Here is a 19,832-nt window from a genome sequence, read left to right as displayed (position 1 = left end):
AATAATCCTTCCATAAGATGGCAAAAATAATAAAAAATCTTATGGAGGGATTTGATTTTGGAGATTTTGATAAACCAGATAATCGTCGTTACAGACGGCAAATCAAACGTTGGTGGAAATCCGGCGGATGCAGCTTTTTTGGCATTTAGAAAGGGAATTCGAGTAAGCTCCATAGGCATCGTAGACGATGGCAATTTGTCCATAAAGGAGATAAAAGATATTGCAAGTTCCGGTGGCGGCGTGTATGACATAATTTACTCAGATGACTTTATAAGGTCTTTATCGGCGGTGACGCAAAAATCAGCCGAAAAAACTTTATACGATACGTTAGATAGCGAATTGATGAAACTAATAGGGAAAAACATAGAAGGACTCCATCCTGTATTGCGGTCTCAAATCGTAGAATACATCGATAAACTTTTGGATATTTCAGACATAAGATGTGCAATTTTGCTGGACTTAAGTGGAAGCATGGCAAGAAAATTGAAAAAAGCGGTGAATGGAATAAGCGATCTTCTAAGCACTATGAAAGCGAGAAAGGGCAAAAGCCAGTTTTGCCTAATAGGATTTCCGGATGGCGATGACGCTTATGCAAAGGTTATATGCCCATTTACATCGAAGATAAATGATATAGAAGTTCGTCTTAAAAACTTAAAGGCCGGTGGAAATACCCCTACTTACCATGCGATAAGGCTGGCTGCATCGCTTTTTGACGCAAAAGTTGAATCTATAAGAGGTATCGGTTGATGCTTGAGAATGGCTATGTTTTGACAGGCATACACAATGGGCGGAAATACGTAGTCGAGAAAAAAATTGGCCATGGCGGTGTAGCTTACGTATACCTTGTGCACGACGATGAGAATTCAAAATATGCGCTTAAGATAAGTGAAGACTTAATAAGCATAACGAGAGAGCACAAAGTGTTGACGTCATTGAAAAATTGCAATTTTGCTCCACGTGTATTTGATTTAGATGATGCATTATTGTATAATAAAATGTATCATTATATAGTTTTGGAATACATAGAGGGATATAGCCTTGATAGATTGATTAAATCGGGCATTGATTTGGAGAGTGCTTCATACATATTTGCTGAAATTTTAGATGCTTTGATTGGATTAAAGCGATTAGGCATTTTTTACACAGATTTAAAACCATCCAATGTCATGGTAGATGAGATAAAAAAGCGTATAGTGCTTATCGACTACGGTTCAACATCTGCTAAAGATGATACCGTAAAAGAATTTACGCCTGAATTCGACAGAGCCAGTTGGAAAGTTGGCTTAAGAAAAGCAGATTCTGGGTATCTGTCGTTTGAAGCAGGGATGCTTTTTGTGTGCCTTGTAATGGGCAAGACATTTAGACACGATTACCATACGATAGGAGAAGTGCTAAAGCAATCAAGAGCAAGGCTTGGAAAGTTTTATATTGCCATAATGAAGGCGCTTAATGGCACGTATGACATAAATAAACTGTATATCAATTTTAAAAACGGCTGCTTTAGTGAAAAGGCGTCAATGTATTTAAATTACATGCTTTTCATAGTTGGTATGATATTTGTTGTACTTATGATTTTGGCGGTGTAGGGGATATATATGATAGATAGCTTTGAAAAGACGATAAAAGAGTATAAGATGATAGAAAAAGGCGATAAAATCGTAATAGGAGTATCTGGAGGTCCTGATTCTATTTGCCTTCTTAATTTGCTTTTAGAGATAAAAGAAAAGTATGAGCTTAAGCTTTTTGTGGTTCACGTCAATCACATGCTGAGGGGAGCCGATGCAGATAGTGATGCTCTGTTTGTTGAGGAGTTCTGCAAGGGGATAAATATCCCATTTTTTTTATTTAAGGAAGATGTCAGAAGATACGCTGAAGAAAAGGGATTGTCTGAGGAGGCTGCCGGAAGGGAAATAAGGTACAGTGCTTTTAATAAAGTGCTTGAAGAAGTTGGCGGAAACAAAATCGCCATTGCCCACAACAAAAACGACGTAGCCGAAACAATTCTCTTAAACATCTTAAGAGGTGCTGGTACAACTGGGCTTGTAGGCATAAAGCCGGTTAATGGATGCATCATAAGACCCCTTATACAGACGAAAAGGCGTGAGATAATTGACTACCTTAATTCGAAGAATTTAGAGTTTGTAGAAGATGTAACAAATAAGAAAGATGTGTACAGGAGAAACAAGATAAGGCTTAAATTGATGCCGTACATGGAAGAAAACTTTGGAGTAGATGTGGTCGAAAATTTATATAAGACATCTCAGATCGTACTTGATGATGAAGATTATTTAAATAGGGAGTCTGAAAAAATATTTAATGATATTGCTGGTATTGATGAGGAAAAGCTAAAACTCCCAATTGATGAGATAAAAAAATTGCACAATTCCATAAAAAGAAGGGTCATAAGGTTGGCCTACAAGAAACTAAAGGGAGATCTTAATCAACTTGCATTTAAGCATGTAGAAGATGTGTTAGATCTTATGGACAAGCAAACATCGTCGAAAATTGATTTACCCTTTGAAATTGAAGTTATAAAAAGTTATAATAATCTTATATTCAGAAAAAGGGCTTTTTATGAAAAACGAGATTTTAAAGAAGTTAAGCTTAACATTCCCGGCATAACAGATGGTGGATGTTTAGGCGTATATAAGGCGGAGATAATAGATAGAGAATCAGTTGAAAGCCTTAATTTAGGCAGATACCATAAGCTTTTCGATGCCGACCTAATTGATGGCGATGTGGTCGTAAGGCATAGGAGAATTGGAGATCGCATCTCGCCTTTAAACATGAAGGGGACGAAGACGCTTAAAGAGTATTTTATCGATGAGAAAATCCCAAGAGAGGAGAGGGATAAGATACCGTTATTAGCTATTGGCAGCACTATTTTGTGGATTGTGGGACATAGAATGTCTGAAAAGTACAAAGTACGTGATAGCACAAAAAAAATATTATCTATAGAGTATATTAAACAAGATTAAGGAGGAAATTTGATGGAAAATTTATCAAAAGACATCGATGAAATTTTGATCACAGAAGAAGAACTTAAGGAAAAGATAAAAGAGCTTGGGAGGCAAATCACAAAAGACTACAAAGGGAAAAATTTGATGTTGGTAGGAGTTTTAAAAGGTGCTTTAATGTTTATGGCTGATTTGTCAAGACACATAGATTTGCCTTTATCACTTGATTTTATGGCTGTTTCCAGCTATGGAAGCTCAACTCATTCATCAGGAATAGTAAAGATAATCAAAGATCTTGATATAAGCATAGAAGGCAAAGATGTTCTGATTGTGGAAGACATAATTGACAGCGGTTTGACTTTGTCTTACTTAAGGGAAACTTTACTTGGAAGGAAGCCAAAAAGCCTGAAAATATGCACAATATTAGACAAACCGGAGAGAAGAGAAGCATCTGTAAAAGTCGATTATGTAGGATTTAAGATACCTGATAAGTTTGTCGTGGGTTATGGATTGGACTTTGATGAAAAGTACAGGAACCTTCCTTTTATAGGCGTTTTGAAACCTGAAATGTACAGCTAAAATTTGTTTTTTTATATGGTATATGTTATTATAAATTAAGTGATACGGCTTTGAAGGGAGGGCCATATTTGAATAAAACGATCAGAGGTATCGTTATATGGATACTGATAATTATCGCATTATATGCAATGGTACAATTGTATACTGATAATATTAAGCAACCTGCGGCTATTGATGTCACTGAACTGTACAGCCAGATTATCAAAAACAATGTTTCAGAGATGACCATTTCCGGCACAAGCATTACAGGTACTCTGAAAGACGGCACAGAGTTTAGCAGCAACGTGCCTGATGTGACGTCGTTTATGAATTTCTTGACGCCCTACATTAAAGATAATAAGCTTGTTGTCAAGAGCGAGCCGCCTCAAGGAGCTCCTTGGTGGTATTCACTTTTACCAACGCTATTTATGGTGGCTGTACTGGTAGTGTTGTGGTATGTGTTTATGCAACAAGCACAAGGCGGCGGTGGCAACAGAGTCATGTCTTTCGGCAAAAGCCGTGCTAAGATGGTAACAGACGATAAGCGGAGAGTCACTTTCAATGACGTAGCTGGTGCCGATGAGGAAAAGGAAGAGCTGCAGGAAATAGTAGAATTTTTGAAGTTTCCAAAGAAGTTTTTAGATTTAGGCGCTCGTATACCTAAAGGCGTTCTCTTAGTAGGACCTCCTGGAACAGGTAAAACTTTGCTTGCAAAGGCTGTGGCCGGTGAAGCTGGTGTGCCGTTTTTCAGCATAAGCGGTTCTGACTTTGTGGAGATGTTTGTAGGTGTCGGCGCATCAAGGGTTAGGGATCTTTTTGAGCAAGCCAAGAAGAATTCTCCTTGCATAATTTTCATAGATGAAATTGATGCTGTCGGTCGCCATAGAGGCGCGGGATTAGGCGGCGGACATGACGAAAGGGAGCAAACATTAAACCAGTTGCTGGTTGAGATGGATGGCTTTAGTGTTAATGAAGGCATAATAGTCATAGCTGCTACAAATAGGCCAGACATCCTTGATCCTGCTCTTTTAAGGCCTGGCAGATTTGACAGACATGTTACTGTAGGTGTTCCAGACATCAAAGGAAGAGAGGAGATCTTAAAAGTACATTCCAGAAACAAGCCTCTTGCACCTGATGTGTCGCTGAAGGTTTTGGCGAGAAGGACGCCTGGATTTACAGGTGCTGATATTGAAAATCTCATGAACGAAGCTGCGCTTCTTACCGCCAGAAAGGGCATGAAACAGATAACTATGGTGGAGCTGGAAGAGGCTATTACGAGAGTCATAGCAGGCCCAGAAAAGAGAAGCAGGGTAATATCAGAAAGAGACAAAAAGCTTGTATCGTATCATGAGGCAGGTCATGCTGTTGTTGCAAAACTTCTTCCAAATACACCTCCTGTCCATGAAGTGACGATCATTCCGAGAGGAAGGGCAGGCGGATATACGATGCTGCTTCCTGAAGAAGACAAGTACTATATGTCAAAGTCTGAGATGATGGACGAGATTGTTCACCTTCTGGGAGGACGGGTAGCTGAAAGCCTTGTCTTAAATGATATATCTACAGGTGCACAAAATGACATAGAAAGAGCTACAAACATAGCGAGAAAGATGGTCACAGAGTACGGCATGAGCGAGAAATTAGGTCCTATGACTTTTGGCACTGATAACGACGAAATATTTATTGGCAGAGATTTAGGCAGGACGCGCAATTACAGCGAAGAAGTTCAGTACGATATTGATAAAGAGATGAAGAGGATAATAGATGAGTGTTACAGCAAAGCTGAAACTTTGCTAAAAGAGAATATAGATAAGCTTCATAGAATTGCACAGGCTTTGATGACAAAGGAAAAACTTAACGCGGAGGAATTTGAGAAGTATTTTAATGGCGAAAATGTAGATGACACAAATCAAAGCGAAGAAGCGTAACTTAAAAGACATACAATTTACTTTGTATGTCTTTTTTAGTGCGTAAAAGCCAGCCAATTACTCTGATTTTCGATATTCTTTCGGAGACATATTTGTCATCTTTCTGAAGTTTCTGTGAAATGTCCGCAAATTGTCATATCCACAATTGAATGCAATTTCACTTACAGAAAGGTTGCTGTTTTTTAGCATGTAGCATGATTGTGAAATGCGGTAGTTGTTTAGATACTCCGTAAAAGTCATGCCCATTTGCTGGATAAATAGTTTTGACAGATATTGATAATCGTAATTTAGGTGCTCTGCAGCCTTTTTTAATGTGCAGTCATTTGAATAGTTTTGCTCGATGAAAAGCAGCATCTTGTATAGAACTTTTGCTTTAATTGATTGCCTTAAAGGAATGAATAAGGTGTTATTTACCAATTTATCGCACAGTGAGTAGAGAAAACTCTTTTTGCTGTAGATGGAGTTAAGCCTATTGAAGTCTATGGTACTATCCAAGTGCAGTATGTTGTCTTCAGGAATCATGCCTTTGTAATTCATGTAAAAATCCCCGATAAGTTCTGGAGAAAACAAGATGATTGTTATATCAGAGCAATCGATCGTCTTAAATTCATGCATTTGATTGGGAAAGACAAAAGCTAAATCATTTTTATTAAGCCTGTACTCTTTTTTGTCGATAGAGACCGATAATTGGCCGTCATTTAAACATATCAGTTCGTACGCTCTGTGAAAATGATATGGAAATTGATAATTTTTAAGTGAAAAAAAGCGGAAAAGATCTTTTTCATTTACACCGTGTTTTTGAAAAAAGACCATAATACTTCCTCCCAAAAAAACACTAATATTGTCTTAAAGTATACTACTTTTTTCGTAGAGATATCAATAGGCATTTGCTTAAAATAGAATTAATCGTTTAAAGAGGGGGATTTTAAAAATGGAATACCATGTGGCTAAAACTGGCTCAGATGAAGGGAAAGGAACGCTTAAAGATCCGTTTCTGACTATAAATAAGGCTGCGTCTGTTGCAATGGCTGGCGACACAATTATAGTCCATGAAGGAGTATACAGGGAATGGGTTAAACCAAAGTATAAAGGGTTAAGCGACAAAAGAAGGATTACGTACAAGGCGGCAGAAGGCGAAAAAGTAGTGATAAAAGGGTCAGAGAGGATTCAAAGTTGGCAGCGCGTTGAAGGAAACGTGTGGAGATGTCAACTGCCCAATTCATTTTTTGGAGAATTCAATCCGTACAAAGAGGAAGTTTTTGGAGACTGGCTTCTTACAGTCAATGAAAAGAAGCACCTTGGAGATGTGTACTTAAATGGCATGTCATTTTATGAAGTCACAAATTATGAAGATCTTTTTAATCCGCAGCTTAGGACAGAGGTCCTGGATCATTGGACACAAAAGATTGTGCCTATTAAAAACGCAGAACAGACGAAGTACGTTTGGTATGCCGAAGTAGACAGGGAGAAGACGACGATTTACGCTAATTTTCAAGGTGCTGATCCAAACGAAGAATTTGTGGAAATAAATGTCAGGAGATCGTGCTTTTATCCTGTTGAAACCGGAATAGACTATATTACAGTCAAAGGTTTTGAGATGGCGCATGCGGCTACACCATGGGCACCTCCAACAGCAGACCAGCCTGGGCTTATAGGTCCTAACTGGAGCAAAGGTTGGATAATAGAGGACAATATCATACACGACGCCAAATGCAGCGCTATAAGCATCGGGAAAGAGGCTACAACAGGCAACAATTATCGCTCTATACGGAAAGACAAGCCTGGATACCAGTATCAATTGGAAGCGGTATTTAATGCAAAGAGGAATGGTTGGTCTAAAGAAAAGATAGGTTCACATATAATACGAAACAATACGATCTACGATTGTGGACAAAATGCCATCGTCGGACATTTGGGAGGCGTCTTTAGCGAAATTTACAATAACCATATTTACAACATCGCACTGAAAAGAGAATTCTACGGCCATGAGATAGCAGGGATTAAGTTACACGCGGCTATAGATGTGCAGATTCATCATAATCGCATTCACGATTGCTCATTGGGGTTATGGCTGGATTGGGAAGCGCAAGGCACAAGGGTCAGCAAAAATCTGTTCTACAATAATAACAGGGATGTGTTTGTTGAAGTAAGCCATGGGCCGTATCTTGTTGATCACAATATATTATCTTCTGAATACGCCATAGACAACATGTCACAAGGCGGAGCGTATATAAACAATCTAATCGCAGGCAAGATGAATCAGAGAAAAGTGCTAAACCGCTCTACTCAATATCATCTCCCACACAGCACTGAAGTTGCAGGATTTGCATTTGTATACGGGGGAGACGATCGATTTTACAACAATATCTTCATAGGAAAAGAAGGATTAGAGAATGTTGGGACTTCCCATTACAATAATTGCACGACGTCTTTAGAGGAGTACATTGAAAAGGTAAATGAAGTACCTGGTGATTTAGGAGAATTTGAACGCGTAGAACAACCGGTCTACATCAATAAAAATGCATACTTCAATGGTGCAGAGCCATTTGAGAAAGAAAAAGACAATCTTGTTAAAAAGGACTTCGACCCGAAACTTGCCATAATTGATGAAGGAGATGAAGTTTACCTTTCACTGCAATTGCCAGATGAATTCGAAAATATTGTAGGTGATATCCATTCAACAAAGACATTGGAAAGAGTGCGGATTGTGGATGCGGAGTATGAAAGTCCAGATGGCAAAGAGCTGGTTTTGGATACTGACTATTTAGATGCAAAAAAGCCGGAGAATAGTTCAATAGGCCCTATAGCGCTTTTGAAAAAAGGAAATAATTACATAAAAGTTTGGTAATACTGAGTGAAGTCTTATGCTCTGCAATAAAGGCATAAGGCTTATTTTTTATATATACAAATAATAAATTTTTTATAAAATATCGAAAAAGTTTGTCAAAATAAGAAGGATTTTTGACAATTATGTCAAAATATATAAATGTCGCCTTAAAACTTATACTAAAGAAAAGAGGAATTATCATGGACAAAATGATAAGGTCATCGAAGGAGCCTAACTACGATTGGATATTTGACTTAGTCGATGGATTAAAAAGTTTTACTATTTTAAAGAATTTTGACGGTGAAGTGATATATATAAACAAAGTTCTCTTAAGATTATTGGGATTTAATCACGATGACATAGGGGGAAATTACGATTTCTTTTTTAAAAACTTCTTTCTTAATGAAGCTAAGAAAGTGAATGAAAACATATATGATATTACTTTGAATTCCAGATATGGTTTTACATTAAGATTTAAGATGGTGGACAATTTTTTGAATTCTGACGATGGCAGAAAGCTTTGCATCATTTCCACCCTTAATTTTGTAAAGAGTGAGTTAGATTCTATGCGAGACGTAAACGCGTATTTGGATCTTCTGTACAATAGATTTAAGCTTGTAGACATGGTGGATACAGGTATTTTGCTTATGGATAAGAGAAGGCGCATAGAATATATAAACAAAGCCGCTTGCCAGCTTATGTGTTTAGACTACAAAAAGGCTTACCGCAAAGATGCAGGAAAAGTGTTGAAATCATTAGACGAAAGGATAGACTTTGACGAAATAGTAAGCAACAAGATCGTCGTTTACAACATAAAAGACAGTGGGCGTTTTTTGTCTATGGAAGTAGCAGACACTTACGACGACAATTTTTTGTGCATCATTGTAAAAGACGTTACAGAGAAGTTGAAATTCGGAGAGATCATTGAAAGAAGTGAAAAATTTAATTTGATGGGAAGCTTGGCTGTGTCGCTAATTCACGAGATAAAAAATTCCATCACATCTATAAAAGGATTTTTACAGCTTATGCAGCTTAAAGACAAAGCGAATGCTTCTTTTTTTGACACCATCATAAGCGAATCAGATAGGATAATAGATTTGGTGATGAGCTATTTAGGCGTAGTGAGAAATAGCCCTGATGAAGGCATTGATTTAAACGAGCTTATTGAAAAGTATATGATCTTAATTGAAGCGGAAGCAAAACATAGGCAAATCGAGATAGTAAGGAAATTGAGAAAAGTTCCAATGGTGAAGATAGACAACAACCAACTAAAGCAAGTGCTATTAAATGTGTTTCAAAATTCTTTTCAGGCCATAGGCACTGGAGGGAAGATATGGATAACTACAAGATTTAATTCTTACACAAATAGGGTTATAATAAAGATAGCAGATAACGGCGGTGGAATCGACAGAGAAACACTTAAGAAAGTGATGGTGCCTTTGTTTACTACGAAAAAAGACGGCACAGGTCTGGGACTATCAATTTGCAAAAACATTCTCAATAAGTACGGTGGGGATTTAAAGATATTCAGCAAAAAGGGCACTGGCACCATCGTAGATATATACTTAGAGCTTAAAAATTAATCACTGGGGGGATTAGCGTGAAAACAGACATTGAAATCGCACAAGAAGCCAAAATGATGCATATAGCCGACATAGGTGAGAAAATAGGAATAGAAGATGAGTACTTGGAGCTTTACGGAAATTTCAAGGCTAAAGTGTCGCAAAAGCTTTGGGAGAAGATTAAAGACAGAAAAGACGGGAAGCTCATTTTGGTTACGTCCATCAATCCTACACCTGCAGGTGAGGGAAAATCCACTGTCACTGTAGGTTTAGGGCAAGCCTTGAATAAGCTTAAAAAGAAAGTTGCGATAGCCCTAAGAGAGCCGTCATTAGGCCCTTGCATGGGCATAAAAGGCGGCGCCGCTGGTGGAGGCTATTCGCAGGTAGTTCCTATGGAAGATATAAATTTGCATTTTACAGGTGATATGCATGCAATAGGTTCTGCCCACAATCTGTTATCTGCCATGATTGACAACCACATACATCAGGGAAATGAACTAAATATCGACGTAAGGCGGATTACATGGAAACGGGCAATTGATATGAATGACAGAGCATTAAGAGAAATCGTCGTAGGGCTTGGAGGGAAAGCAAACGGGTATCCAAGGCAGGATGGCTTCATAATAACTGTGGCATCGGAGATAATGGCCATCTTGTGTCTTGCCACAGATTTTAAGGATTTGAAAGAAAGATTAGGCAAGATAATAATAGGCTACGATAAGGACGACAATCCTGTCACAGCCAAAGATTTAAAAGCCGATGGCGCAATGGCACTTTTGCTTAAAGATGCTATTAAGCCTAATCTGGTGCAGACTTTGGAAAATGTGCCTGCATTCATACATGGTGGACCATTTGCCAATATTGCCCACGGATGCAACAGCATAATAGCGACACGATATGGATTAAAGCTGGCAGATTACCTTGTGACAGAAGCCGGTTTTGGGGCTGACTTAGGCGCAGAAAAGTTTTTTGATATAAAATGCAGGTATGGAGGATTAAAGCCAAGTGCCGCTGTCGTTGTGGCGACTATAAGAGCTCTTAAGATGCACGGCGGCCTTAAGAAAGATGAGCTAAAAAATGAAAGCATTGATGCGCTTGAAAAAGGCATAGAGAACCTTGGAAAGCAGATAGAAAATGTACAAAAGTATGGAATACCGGTAGTCGTTGCTATCAACAGGTTTATGAGCGATACGGACAGGGAAATTCAATTTGTAAAAAGATATTGCAATGACTTAGGTGTAGAAGTGGCATTGACAGAAGTGTGGGAAAAAGGCGGTGAAGGCGGCATTGAGCTGGCAGAAAAAGTGATTGATGCCTGTGAAAAAGAGTCCGATTTTAAGCCAATATATGAACTTGATGCATCAATTGAAGACAAGATAAGGACAATAGCAAGGAAAATATACGGTGCAGATGACGTGGATTTCACTAAAGAAGCTGTAAAAGACCTTAAAAACATAGAAAAATTGGGACTTAACCATCTTCCTGTTTGTGTTGCCAAGACTCAGTATTCTCTGTCAGACGATCCAAAGCTCTTAGGAAGACCTAAGGGATTTAACATTACTGTAAAAAATTTAAACATATCTGCTGGAGCTGGATTTATCGTTGCAATGACAGGTGATATTTTGACGATGCCAGGGCTTCCTAAAACGCCTGCAGCAGAGAAGATGGATATAGATGAGGAGGGCAATATTAAAGGTCTATTTTGATATGAAAAGTGAGATACTTAGTATACAAAATTTAAGTCAAGCTAAAGCTGAACTGAAAAAACTTCAAATTGAAGACATTTCTGTATCCATGATGGCTCCAAAGGCTGTGTTTTGCGTCGTAAAGCTTTATGACGTTCATCCAGCGGCTGCAAATATCATAAAACAGGAGATGTTAGCTTTAGGCGGAGAAGCGGCAGTAGAGAGGGGCTGCGTAAATATGAGCATTGAAAGCTCTCAGGTGGTCATTATGGGGACTTTAAAGCAGTATTTAAGGCTTCTGTCGAAGCTTAAAATGCAAAAAGGCTATTTTGGACTCGATGATGTTGTAAAAGAAGTGTCTAAAAGCATAGAGGCTTTAATGAAATAGAATTATCTAAAAAGCGGATTTGAGAAAGAACTTCTTTCATCCGCTTTTAAATATTTTTAAGATTAACTTAAAAGGATATTTATTATTAGGTCATAATATGATATATTAGAAGTTAGTAACATACAAAGGAGGTAAATTGATGTCAATAGATGATAGGATTGAAGACCTTCTTAGAAGAAGAGAGATGGTTTTAGAAGGCGGTGGTTTAGATAAAGTAGAGAAACAACACCAAAAGGGAAAGCTTACCGCAAGAGAGAGGATATACAAGCTTTTAGATGAAGATAGCTTTGTGGAAATAGATGCGTATGTTGAGCACAGGTGTATTGACTTTGGCATGGAAAAGCAAAGGATACCTGGCGAAGGCGTAGTGACAGGGTATGGGACGATAGATGGAAGGCTTGTCTACGTTTATGCACAGGATTTTACGGTTTTAGGAGGATCATTAGGCGAGTATCATGCAAAGAAAATCACAAAAATCATGGATATGGCTTTAAAGATGGGAGCACCGCTCATTGGATTAAATGATTCCGGAGGTGCCAGAATACAGGAAGGCGTCGATGCTTTATCGGGATATGGCAACATATTTTTCAGAAACACGCTGGCATCAGGCGTAATACCGCAAATATCGGTGATAATGGGGCCCAGCGCTGGAGGTGCAGTTTATTCGCCTGCTCTTACTGACTTTATATTCATGGTAGACAAGACAAGTCAGATGTTTATAACTGGACCGCAGGTCATAAAAGCCGTCACAGGTGAAGATGTTTCGGCAGAGGAGCTTGGTGGATCGATTACTCACAGCACGAAAAGCGGTGTGGCGCATTTTAGGGCTGAAAACGACGAAGAGTGTTTGAAGATGGTGAGGAAGCTATTAAGTTACCTTCCATCAAACAATTTGGAAGATCCGCCACAGTTGGCGACAGATGACGACATAAACAGATTTTCCGATAGGCTTATTGAGATAATCCCAGATAGTCCTAATAAGCCATACGATATGAAAGAAGTAATTTCGGAAATAGTGGATGAAGGCGTGTATTTTGAATCACAGGCAATGTATGCGCAAAACATAATAACGGCATTTGCAAGGCTTAATGGAAGGACGGTAGGGATAATAGCAAATCAGCCTAAAGTTTTGGCTGGATGTCTCGACATCAATGCGTCTGATAAGGCATCGAGGTTTATAAGGTTTTGCGATGCATTTAACATCCCGCTTCTCAATATAGTAGATGTTCCAGGATTTTTGCCTGGAACGAATCAAGAGTACGGTGGAATAATACGCCATGGGGCAAAGATGTTGTACGCTTACTCTGAGGCTACAGTGCCAAAAGTGACTCTCATTGTGAGGAAAGCTTATGGCGGTGCTTACCTTGCCATGTGCAGCAAAGACTTAGGAGCTGATTTTGTTTTGGCATGGCCTACTGCTGAAATAGCGGTCATGGGACCTGATGGGGCAGCAAACATCGTGTTTAAAAATGAAATAAAATCGTCTGATGATCCTGTGGCTGCAAGAAATGAAAAGATAAATGAGTACAGGGAGAATTTCGCAAATCCATACAGGGCAGCAGCGAGAGGATATGTAGATGATGTAGTTCTGCCGCAAGAGACGAGACCTCGCCTCATCTCGGCGTTCGATATGCTTATGAGCAAAAGGGAGTCAAGGCCCAGCAAAAAGCATGGCAATTTTCCTGTTTAAAATCGATTTAAGGGGAAGTGAAAGAATGGAAGAGATAAATGAAGAAATAGTTGCTGTCATTGAAGCTGCGATTTACGCGGCATTTGGTCAGTACGAAAAGAATTTCCGCATCAAGGTAATAAAGAGAGTGGACTCAAATATGCCGGAATGGAGAAAAGCTGGCCTTTACAATCAGATGAGATAGATGAGGAGGATGGAAATGAAAAAATTTATAGTAACTGTCAATGGAAAAAAATACGATGTGGAAGTAGAAGAAGTAAAAGTCGACGTGGCAAGTGAGAAAAAAGCAAAAGAAGATACTGCTGCTAAAAATGCGTCAGATGCAAGTGTAAAAAGCAAACAGGTTGAAGTAAAAAACGAAGTCAAAGACGGTTTCTCAATCAATGCACCGATGCCGGGAACTATATTGGATGTCAAAATAAGCCAAGGCCAGACTGTCAGACGAGGCGATGTGCTTTTAATACTGGAAGCCATGAAGATGGAAAATGAAATCACGTCACCTTACGATGGCACAATAATATCCATAAATGTTTCAAAAGGTGCCTCTGTAAATACAGGCGATGTGCTTTTGTACTTAAAATGATGGAATGCTTGATATACATCCGCTTTTTTGGTAGAATTATCTTGCCGGCATCTTATGAGCTGGACATATTAAAATATTGCAATGGTTCGACCGGTATCCAAAATGGAGCTGGATTGGAGGTGTAAATATGACTTCAAAGCTTAGTGTGAGGCAGATTACAATTGCTGGTATGTTATCCGCCATATCTATCGTAATGGCTACAACCCCTTTAGGCTATATACCATTAGGCATTGCCAATGCTACAACGATGCACATACCAACTATAATAGGTTCTATATTAGAAGGACCTTATGTAGGCACTTTTATAGGGCTTATATTTGGCGTATCCAGCTTTATAAGGCAGAATACCCCGATTTTTGCAGATCCTCTGGTGGCGATACTGCCAAGGCTGCTTATCGGAATTGTAGCTTATTACACGTATAAATTGACGAAAAGCTCTAGTGTTGCAGCGGTTGCAGGAACCCTTACAAATACAGTTGGAGTACTGGGATTAGCTGTTTTGAAGAAGTATTTGACAGTACAAGTTGCTCTTGTGGTAGTGCTTAAAAATACAATATTTGAAGTTGTCATCGCAGTTATCTTGACAACAATCATAGTAAGATCCGTAAAAAGATATGTTAAGCAATGAAGCAGGCTATACGCCTGCTTTATAATATAGGGTGAAAGGAATGTGTCTAAATGCTGTTGGTCTTTGATGTTGGAAATACAAACATCGTCTTAGGCGTCTACGATGGCAAAAAACTTTTGTATTCATTCAGGATCTCGACAGACAAGTCTAAGACGTCTGATGAATATGGAATATTGATAAAACAACTTATAGAGTACAGAAATATGCATCTAAGCGACATAAATGCTGTCATAATATCTTCTGTGGTGCCTCCGATAATGCACACACTGGAAGCCATGACTATAAAATACTTCAATGTGTATCCATTGGTGGTAGGTCCAGGGATAAAGACAGGTATAAACATAAAATACGACAATCCAAAAGAAGTGGGTGCAGACAGAATAGTAAATGCTGTGGCAGCATATGAATTGTACGGTGGACCTGTCATAATAATAGATTTTGGCACAGCCACTACTTTTTGTGCTGTCTCTAAAAATTGCGAGTATTTAGGCGGCGCTATAGCGCCGGGACTTATAATATCTGCCGATGCTCTTTTTCAGAGGACTGCAAAGCTTCCTAAGATAGAACTTGTAAAGCCTGAGAAGGTAATATGCAAAAATACTGTCGAAAGCATGCAGTCTGGGCTGATATACGGCCATGCAGGAATGGTGGACTACATCGTCGCTAAGATGAAAAAGGAATTTGCGGAAAACGCCTATGTGGTAGCGACAGGTGGCCTTGCAAAACTGATTGCACAGGAATCGAAGGTTATAAATACGGTAAATGATATGCTGACTTTGGAAGGGCTTAGGATAATATACGAGCGAAACATAGAAAAAATATGATTATTTTTTTTGCTGGACATTTGTTTTTTTGTCCAGCTTTCTTATTTTTGCGACAAAGAATATAAACAAAGGCAATATGACTTCGAAAATGACTGTTTCATAGAAAAACTTGTCTTTTAGAAAATTGTACAGCTCATCTATATTTGACGAAACGAATACGGACATGGGAATCATTATGGCTGCGATTGGCAGTACAGCAAATCTATAATCGTCAAGATTCAACACATCTGAAAATCCTTTCACGATTATGTAGGTAAAAACCGTTATTTTCATAAAGATGCCTTCTATCCAAATCGCCATTATTATAGAGTCAAGCCTTGCAAAGTAGTTGCTAAGTCTTATGGTGCGGGTCATTTCTAATGCAGTGAATTTAAAGTCTGCAGTCGTCTTAGAACCAAATATGCCTATTGCGAGTACACCCAGCATAAGAGCAAAAGCGATAAAGACAAGAGATATTATGCCGCTTTTCAAGACTTTTTTGCTGTCGGAGATGTGGGGAAATATGGCTAATATTATTACGCTTTCCAACATCCACGATATAAGTGGCAAAGCTCCTTTCATGGGTGGCAATAGTCCGTTTGCCAAGATGGGGAGAAAATTTTCAAATTTCACATAAGGCATTGAGAAAAAAATGACGAATGCCAAAAGCCCCATCCCAAAAGGAAATACTACTTCATTCATTCTGGCGATTGCTACAAACCCTTTTGCGACAGCGTATGATGCTACGATCATCAATGCAAATGAAAAGACTATCGGCGGTGTTTTTGGCATAAATGCACTTCTCATGATTTCAAAAAGCTCTCTTAACATTATTACAGTTAAATGGATGAAAAATAAAAGGTAGAGAGATGCGATTGCTTTGCCTACGATTTTTCCAAAAATATCCTCCAAAAAAGAAAATAGGGTTTTATCTTTAAATATGGCAGATATACCGTAATATACGCAAAATACGGGGATGCTGAATGATGTTGCCATTATCACAGACATCCAAGAATCTTGTTCAGCTTTTGATGCAACAATAGATGGCAAAAATATCGTTGCTGTAGACAGTATAACTGATACTATCAAGTATATGAATTGTTTTGGAGAGATCTTTTTTTCTGTTGTTGCTTCAAAACTCAATATATTCCTGAACATATTCTTCTCCTTAAAATGATTCTACATGAAATATTATTTGATTTATGTGCCAATTATATTCTGCATGTGTTTTTGGAATAATAAATTTGGAGATGGTTTTTATGGACAGAACTTATTTGGTGGAAAATTATAAGGAAATGGACTTGTACGATGATATCGATAAAAATATAGATGTGCTAAAGACGCTATTAGACAAAAGCAGCGATGTGATTTTTAGAGAATTCAGGATAGGAGAAAAAAAGGTAAAAGGCTTTTTGGTGTGTGTGGATGGACTTGTGGATAAGGCGCTTATAAACAACAACATAATGGAGCCTATAACGCTGGAAAGCAGAAAGTTAGACGGCAATTATTTAAGCAAAAAAAACGTCTACGAGTCCCTTTTAAATTACTTCATAACAACGGCAGATCTAAAAGAAGTAGAAAAATTTGGGGATGTGGTAGAAAGCATTTTAAGCGGCGATACGCCTGTTTTTGTTGACGGGGTAGACAAATCCATTGTGATAAGTACGAGAGGTTGGGAGCAGAGAAGTGTAGCTGAGTCTACCACTGAAGCCGTCGTAAGAGGACCAAAAGAGGCTTTTGTGGAGACACTTAGGGTTAATACTTCCATGCTTCGAAGGAGGATAAAAAACCCCAATTTTGTCATAGAATCATTAAAAATCGGGAAGTACACGAAGACGGATGTAGCGGTAGCTTATATCAAAGATGTGGCGAAAGATGAAGTCGTTGAAGAAGTGAAAAAAAGGCTTAGCAAAATCGATATTGATGGAATCATTGACAGCGGGTATCTGGAAGAAATGATAGAGGATAATCCGTTTTCGCCATTTCCACAGATTGAGCATTCAGAGCGGCCAGACAAGATTGCCGCAGAGCTTTTAGAAGGAAGAGTCGCTATCATCTCGGATGGTTCTCCAGAGGTGCTGGTGGTGCCTACAATTTTTGTCCAATTTTTTCAGTCATCTGAGGACTATTACGAAAGGTACTATATATCGACTCTCTTTAGAGTATTGAGGCTTGCGGCTATGCTTATGTCGTTGACGCTGCCGTCTATCTACGTAGCCGCCGTCACGTATCATCAGGAGATGATACCATCACCTCTGGCTATATCTATCGCGGCTCAAAGGGAAGGAGTGCCGTTTACGACTCTGATGGAGGCATTTTTGATGGAATTTTTCTTTGAGATATTGAGGGAGGCAGGAATAAGGCTTCCAATGCAGGTGGGCCAGGCTGTAAGCATCGTAGGCGCTTTAGTCATTGGACAAGCGGCAGTGCAGGCAGGTCTTGTGTCTGCTGCAACGGTAATCGTCGTGGCATTGACAGGAATAGCTTCATTTTCAATACCTGCATTTAATATAGCTATAACATTTAGGCTTTTAAGGTTTGCAATGCTATTAGTCGGAGGTACATTGGGATTTTTCGGCATAATAATGGCGCTTATGATGATACTGGCGCATTTAGCATCGTTGGAATCATTTGGAGTACCTTATTTGTCGCCAATTGCACCTTCCAATACGAGAGAGCTAAATGATGTGTTTATAAGGATACCATGGTGGGCAAAGATATTCAGGCCTCATAAGGTGGCTGGTAGAAATGTAAAGAGGCAGAATTACACAAGAAGTTGAATTTTTCAACATCTGGGGAGGCATTGTTTATGAAAAAAGTTTTGATTTTGTTTGTCATACTGTCATTGCTTCTTACAGGCTGCTGGGACAAAAGGGAGATAAATGAGCTGGCATTTGTGCAAGGTATAGGGATGGATATAGATAAAGATAAGATGTGCAACATCACTGTACAAGTTTTGAAGCCGGCGAATTTAGCTACAAGCTCTGGTGGTGGCGGAGGCGGTGCTGCGGCAGGAAAGCCGTATGAAGTGTACAGTTCAAGAGGTGTAGACTTTGCAAAGGCATTTTCGAATTTCAATACAGAGCTTTCAAGGACGCTTTTTCTCCAGCACAACGAAATAATATTCATAGGTGAAAATTTGGCAAGATCAGGTATTTACAGCATGCTTGACTTTATTACGAGGAATCCTGAGTTTAGAAGGACGTCTTATCTTGTGGTGGTATCCGGAGGAACCCTCGATGACCTTATGAAATTGTCAAAAAGTGTTGAAAAGTACCCTTACCGTGAAATCCTCGGCATGATTCAAAACCAAAAAAACACGTCTTCAGCGTATGTTTGCGATATAAACCATTTTGTAGAGACTTTAGAGACGGAAAAGGTACAGCCTATAGTAGGCAGATTAGAGATTGTAAAGAAAGATGGAAAGCCGCAGCACGCAAGGTTTGTCGGTGCTGCAGCGTTTAAGTACGACAAGATGGTAGGGCTTTTGACAGAGCAAGAAACAAAGGGCATAATGTGGATGGACAACTTGATTAAAAATACATCCCTTGTCATTGATAAAGGACCAAAGGGGGACAAGACTCACATTTCATTTGCCATAATAAAAGCGAATTCTACCATTACACCTAAAGTAAGCGGTGAAGATGTATCTTTTGATGTCAAGATCAATTTTGACTCAAACATGATAGAGCAGAATTCAAGGTACAATCTTACAGATCTTAAGATGATTAAAGGTCTTGAAGATCTGCAGCAAGAGAAGGTAAAAAGCGAAGTCTTGGATGCTTTAAATGCAGTTCAGAAGAAATACAAGGTTGACTCTGTGGGATTTGGGCGGAAGCTTCAAGAAAAATACCCTAAAGTGTGGGAGAAATTGAAGGATAGATGGGATGATATTTATCCAAACGTAAAGGTGAATGTAAGCGTGAAGGCCACACTAAAGAGGTCTGGACTTACTTCAAAGCCAATTGAACCAAGATAAAAAGAGGGTTATGTATGTTAAACGCATTGGGAATAACGGTTATATTTTTGATAGTAATATTTATGGAAGTGCCTGGGCTTATAAAAAAGAAGAAGATAAAAGAAGTGGTAGTGTTTTTTATACTTGTGGCAATCGGGTATACGCTTAATTTGTTGGTGGCTTTCGATGTAAAGATCACTGCCACCAATAAGCTAATTGAGATGCTTATGAAGCCTATAGAAAAGATATGGGGCAAATGAAAAAATTC

At 38.9% G+C, this 19,832-nt stretch carries 19 protein-coding genes; 17 read left to right on the top strand and 2 right to left on the bottom strand.

Going from position 1 to position 19,832, the window contains the following annotated elements; all coding sequences use genetic code 11:
* Nucleotides 1–57 precede the first annotated feature (57 nt).
* The 5 genes from GSH73_RS11710 (at nucleotide 58) to ftsH (ending at nucleotide 5,440) form a co-directional block, all read left to right on the top strand.
* Nucleotides 58–747 (top strand): vWA domain-containing protein, encoded by a 690-nt coding sequence (locus GSH73_RS11710; protein ID WP_014757852.1) that lies wholly within the window; start codon nucleotides 58–60, stop codon nucleotides 745–747.
* Entirely contained in the window at nucleotides 747–1,586 is an 840-nt protein-coding gene (locus tag GSH73_RS11705) for a protein kinase domain-containing protein (RefSeq protein WP_014757853.1), read from the top strand. Before GSH73_RS11710 ends, GSH73_RS11705 begins: the two co-directional genes overlap by 1 nt.
* Before the next feature lie 9 nt (nucleotides 1,587–1,595).
* Nucleotides 1,596–2,978, top strand: coding sequence for a tRNA lysidine(34) synthetase TilS (tilS, locus tag GSH73_RS11700; RefSeq protein WP_014757854.1), 1,383 nt, complete (start codon nucleotides 1,596–1,598; stop codon nucleotides 2,976–2,978).
* A 12-nt stretch (nucleotides 2,979–2,990) separates the two neighbouring features.
* Entirely contained in the window at nucleotides 2,991–3,536 is a 546-nt protein-coding gene (hpt, locus tag GSH73_RS11695; protein WP_014757855.1) for a hypoxanthine phosphoribosyltransferase, read from the top strand.
* A gap of 68 nt (nucleotides 3,537–3,604) precedes the next feature.
* A complete protein-coding gene (gene ftsH, locus GSH73_RS11690; RefSeq protein WP_014757856.1) occupies nucleotides 3,605–5,440 on the top strand; it encodes an ATP-dependent zinc metalloprotease FtsH in 1,836 nt (611 codons plus the stop codon).
* Nucleotides 5,441–5,497: 57 nt separating this feature from the next.
* Here ftsH and GSH73_RS11685 read toward each other — a convergent pair whose 3' ends face one another.
* Nucleotides 5,498–6,253: an AraC family transcriptional regulator gene (locus GSH73_RS11685; RefSeq protein ID WP_014757857.1), complete on the bottom strand. Its 756-nt coding sequence runs from the start codon at nucleotides 6,251–6,253 to the stop codon at nucleotides 5,498–5,500.
* A 118-nt stretch (nucleotides 6,254–6,371) separates the two neighbouring features.
* Between GSH73_RS11685 and GSH73_RS11680 the strand changes: the two genes are divergently transcribed.
* From GSH73_RS11680 to GSH73_RS11645, 9 genes are all read left to right on the top strand, one after another.
* Nucleotides 6,372–8,288, top strand: a complete 1,917-nt coding sequence (locus GSH73_RS11680) for a right-handed parallel beta-helix repeat-containing protein (protein WP_014757858.1) — start codon at nucleotides 6,372–6,374, stop codon at nucleotides 8,286–8,288.
* 179 nt (nucleotides 8,289–8,467) lie between these two features.
* Nucleotides 8,468–9,850 (top strand): ATP-binding protein, encoded by a 1,383-nt coding sequence (locus tag GSH73_RS11675; RefSeq protein WP_038069205.1) that lies wholly within the window; start codon nucleotides 8,468–8,470, stop codon nucleotides 9,848–9,850.
* A gap of 17 nt (nucleotides 9,851–9,867) precedes the next feature.
* The gene (locus GSH73_RS11670) at nucleotides 9,868–11,535 is read left to right on the top strand and encodes a formate--tetrahydrofolate ligase (RefSeq protein ID WP_014757860.1); all 1,668 of its coding nucleotides are present in this window, start codon (nucleotides 9,868–9,870) and stop codon (nucleotides 11,533–11,535) included.
* 1 nt (nucleotide 11,536) lies between these two features.
* A complete protein-coding gene (locus GSH73_RS11665) occupies nucleotides 11,537–11,902 on the top strand; it encodes a hypothetical protein (protein WP_014757861.1) in 366 nt (121 codons plus the stop codon).
* 139 nt (nucleotides 11,903–12,041) lie between these two features.
* Entirely contained in the window at nucleotides 12,042–13,592 is a 1,551-nt protein-coding gene (locus GSH73_RS11660; RefSeq protein ID WP_014757862.1) for an acyl-CoA carboxylase subunit beta, read from the top strand.
* A 25-nt stretch (nucleotides 13,593–13,617) separates the two neighbouring features.
* Entirely contained in the window at nucleotides 13,618–13,776 is a 159-nt protein-coding gene (locus GSH73_RS13480; RefSeq protein ID WP_014757863.1) for a hypothetical protein, read from the top strand.
* Nucleotides 13,777–13,791: 15 nt separating this feature from the next.
* A complete protein-coding gene (locus tag GSH73_RS11655; RefSeq protein ID WP_014757864.1) occupies nucleotides 13,792–14,175 on the top strand; it encodes a biotin/lipoyl-containing protein in 384 nt (127 codons plus the stop codon).
* A 127-nt stretch (nucleotides 14,176–14,302) separates the two neighbouring features.
* Nucleotides 14,303–14,803 carry an ECF transporter S component gene (locus GSH73_RS11650; protein WP_014757865.1) on the top strand — a complete coding sequence of 167 codons (501 nt, stop codon included), beginning with the start codon at nucleotides 14,303–14,305 and terminating at the stop codon, nucleotides 14,801–14,803.
* Between the two features lie 50 nt (nucleotides 14,804–14,853).
* The gene (locus GSH73_RS11645; RefSeq protein ID WP_014757866.1) at nucleotides 14,854–15,627 is read left to right on the top strand and encodes a type III pantothenate kinase; all 774 of its coding nucleotides are present in this window, start codon (nucleotides 14,854–14,856) and stop codon (nucleotides 15,625–15,627) included.
* On the opposite strand, the gene GSH73_RS11640 is transcribed toward GSH73_RS11645, so the two are convergent.
* Nucleotides 15,628–16,764, bottom strand: coding sequence for a GerAB/ArcD/ProY family transporter (locus GSH73_RS11640; RefSeq protein ID WP_014757867.1), 1,137 nt, complete (start codon nucleotides 16,762–16,764; stop codon nucleotides 15,628–15,630). It abuts the gene before it with no gap.
* A gap of 101 nt (nucleotides 16,765–16,865) precedes the next feature.
* On the opposite strand from GSH73_RS11640, the gene GSH73_RS11635 reads away from it, so the two are divergent.
* From GSH73_RS11635 to GSH73_RS11625, 3 genes are read left to right on the top strand one after another with little or no spacing between them, the layout of a single operon-like run.
* Nucleotides 16,866–18,386: a spore germination protein gene (locus tag GSH73_RS11635; RefSeq protein WP_014757868.1), complete on the top strand. Its 1,521-nt coding sequence runs from the start codon at nucleotides 16,866–16,868 to the stop codon at nucleotides 18,384–18,386.
* Nucleotides 18,387–18,415: 29 nt separating this feature from the next.
* Nucleotides 18,416–19,585, top strand: coding sequence for a Ger(x)C family spore germination protein (locus tag GSH73_RS11630; RefSeq protein WP_014757869.1), 1,170 nt, complete (start codon nucleotides 18,416–18,418; stop codon nucleotides 19,583–19,585).
* A gap of 14 nt (nucleotides 19,586–19,599) precedes the next feature.
* Nucleotides 19,600–19,824, top strand: a complete 225-nt coding sequence (locus GSH73_RS11625; protein WP_014757870.1) for a hypothetical protein — start codon at nucleotides 19,600–19,602, stop codon at nucleotides 19,822–19,824.
* Nucleotides 19,825–19,832 lie beyond the last annotated feature (8 nt).

It is taken from the genome of Thermoanaerobacterium aotearoense, from assembly GCF_009905255.1.
Lineage (GTDB): Bacteria > Bacillota > Thermoanaerobacteria > Thermoanaerobacterales > Thermoanaerobacteraceae > Thermoanaerobacterium > Thermoanaerobacterium aotearoense.
Note: the sequence above shows the minus strand (reverse complement) of the source record. Positions and strands in the feature narration are given on the sequence as shown.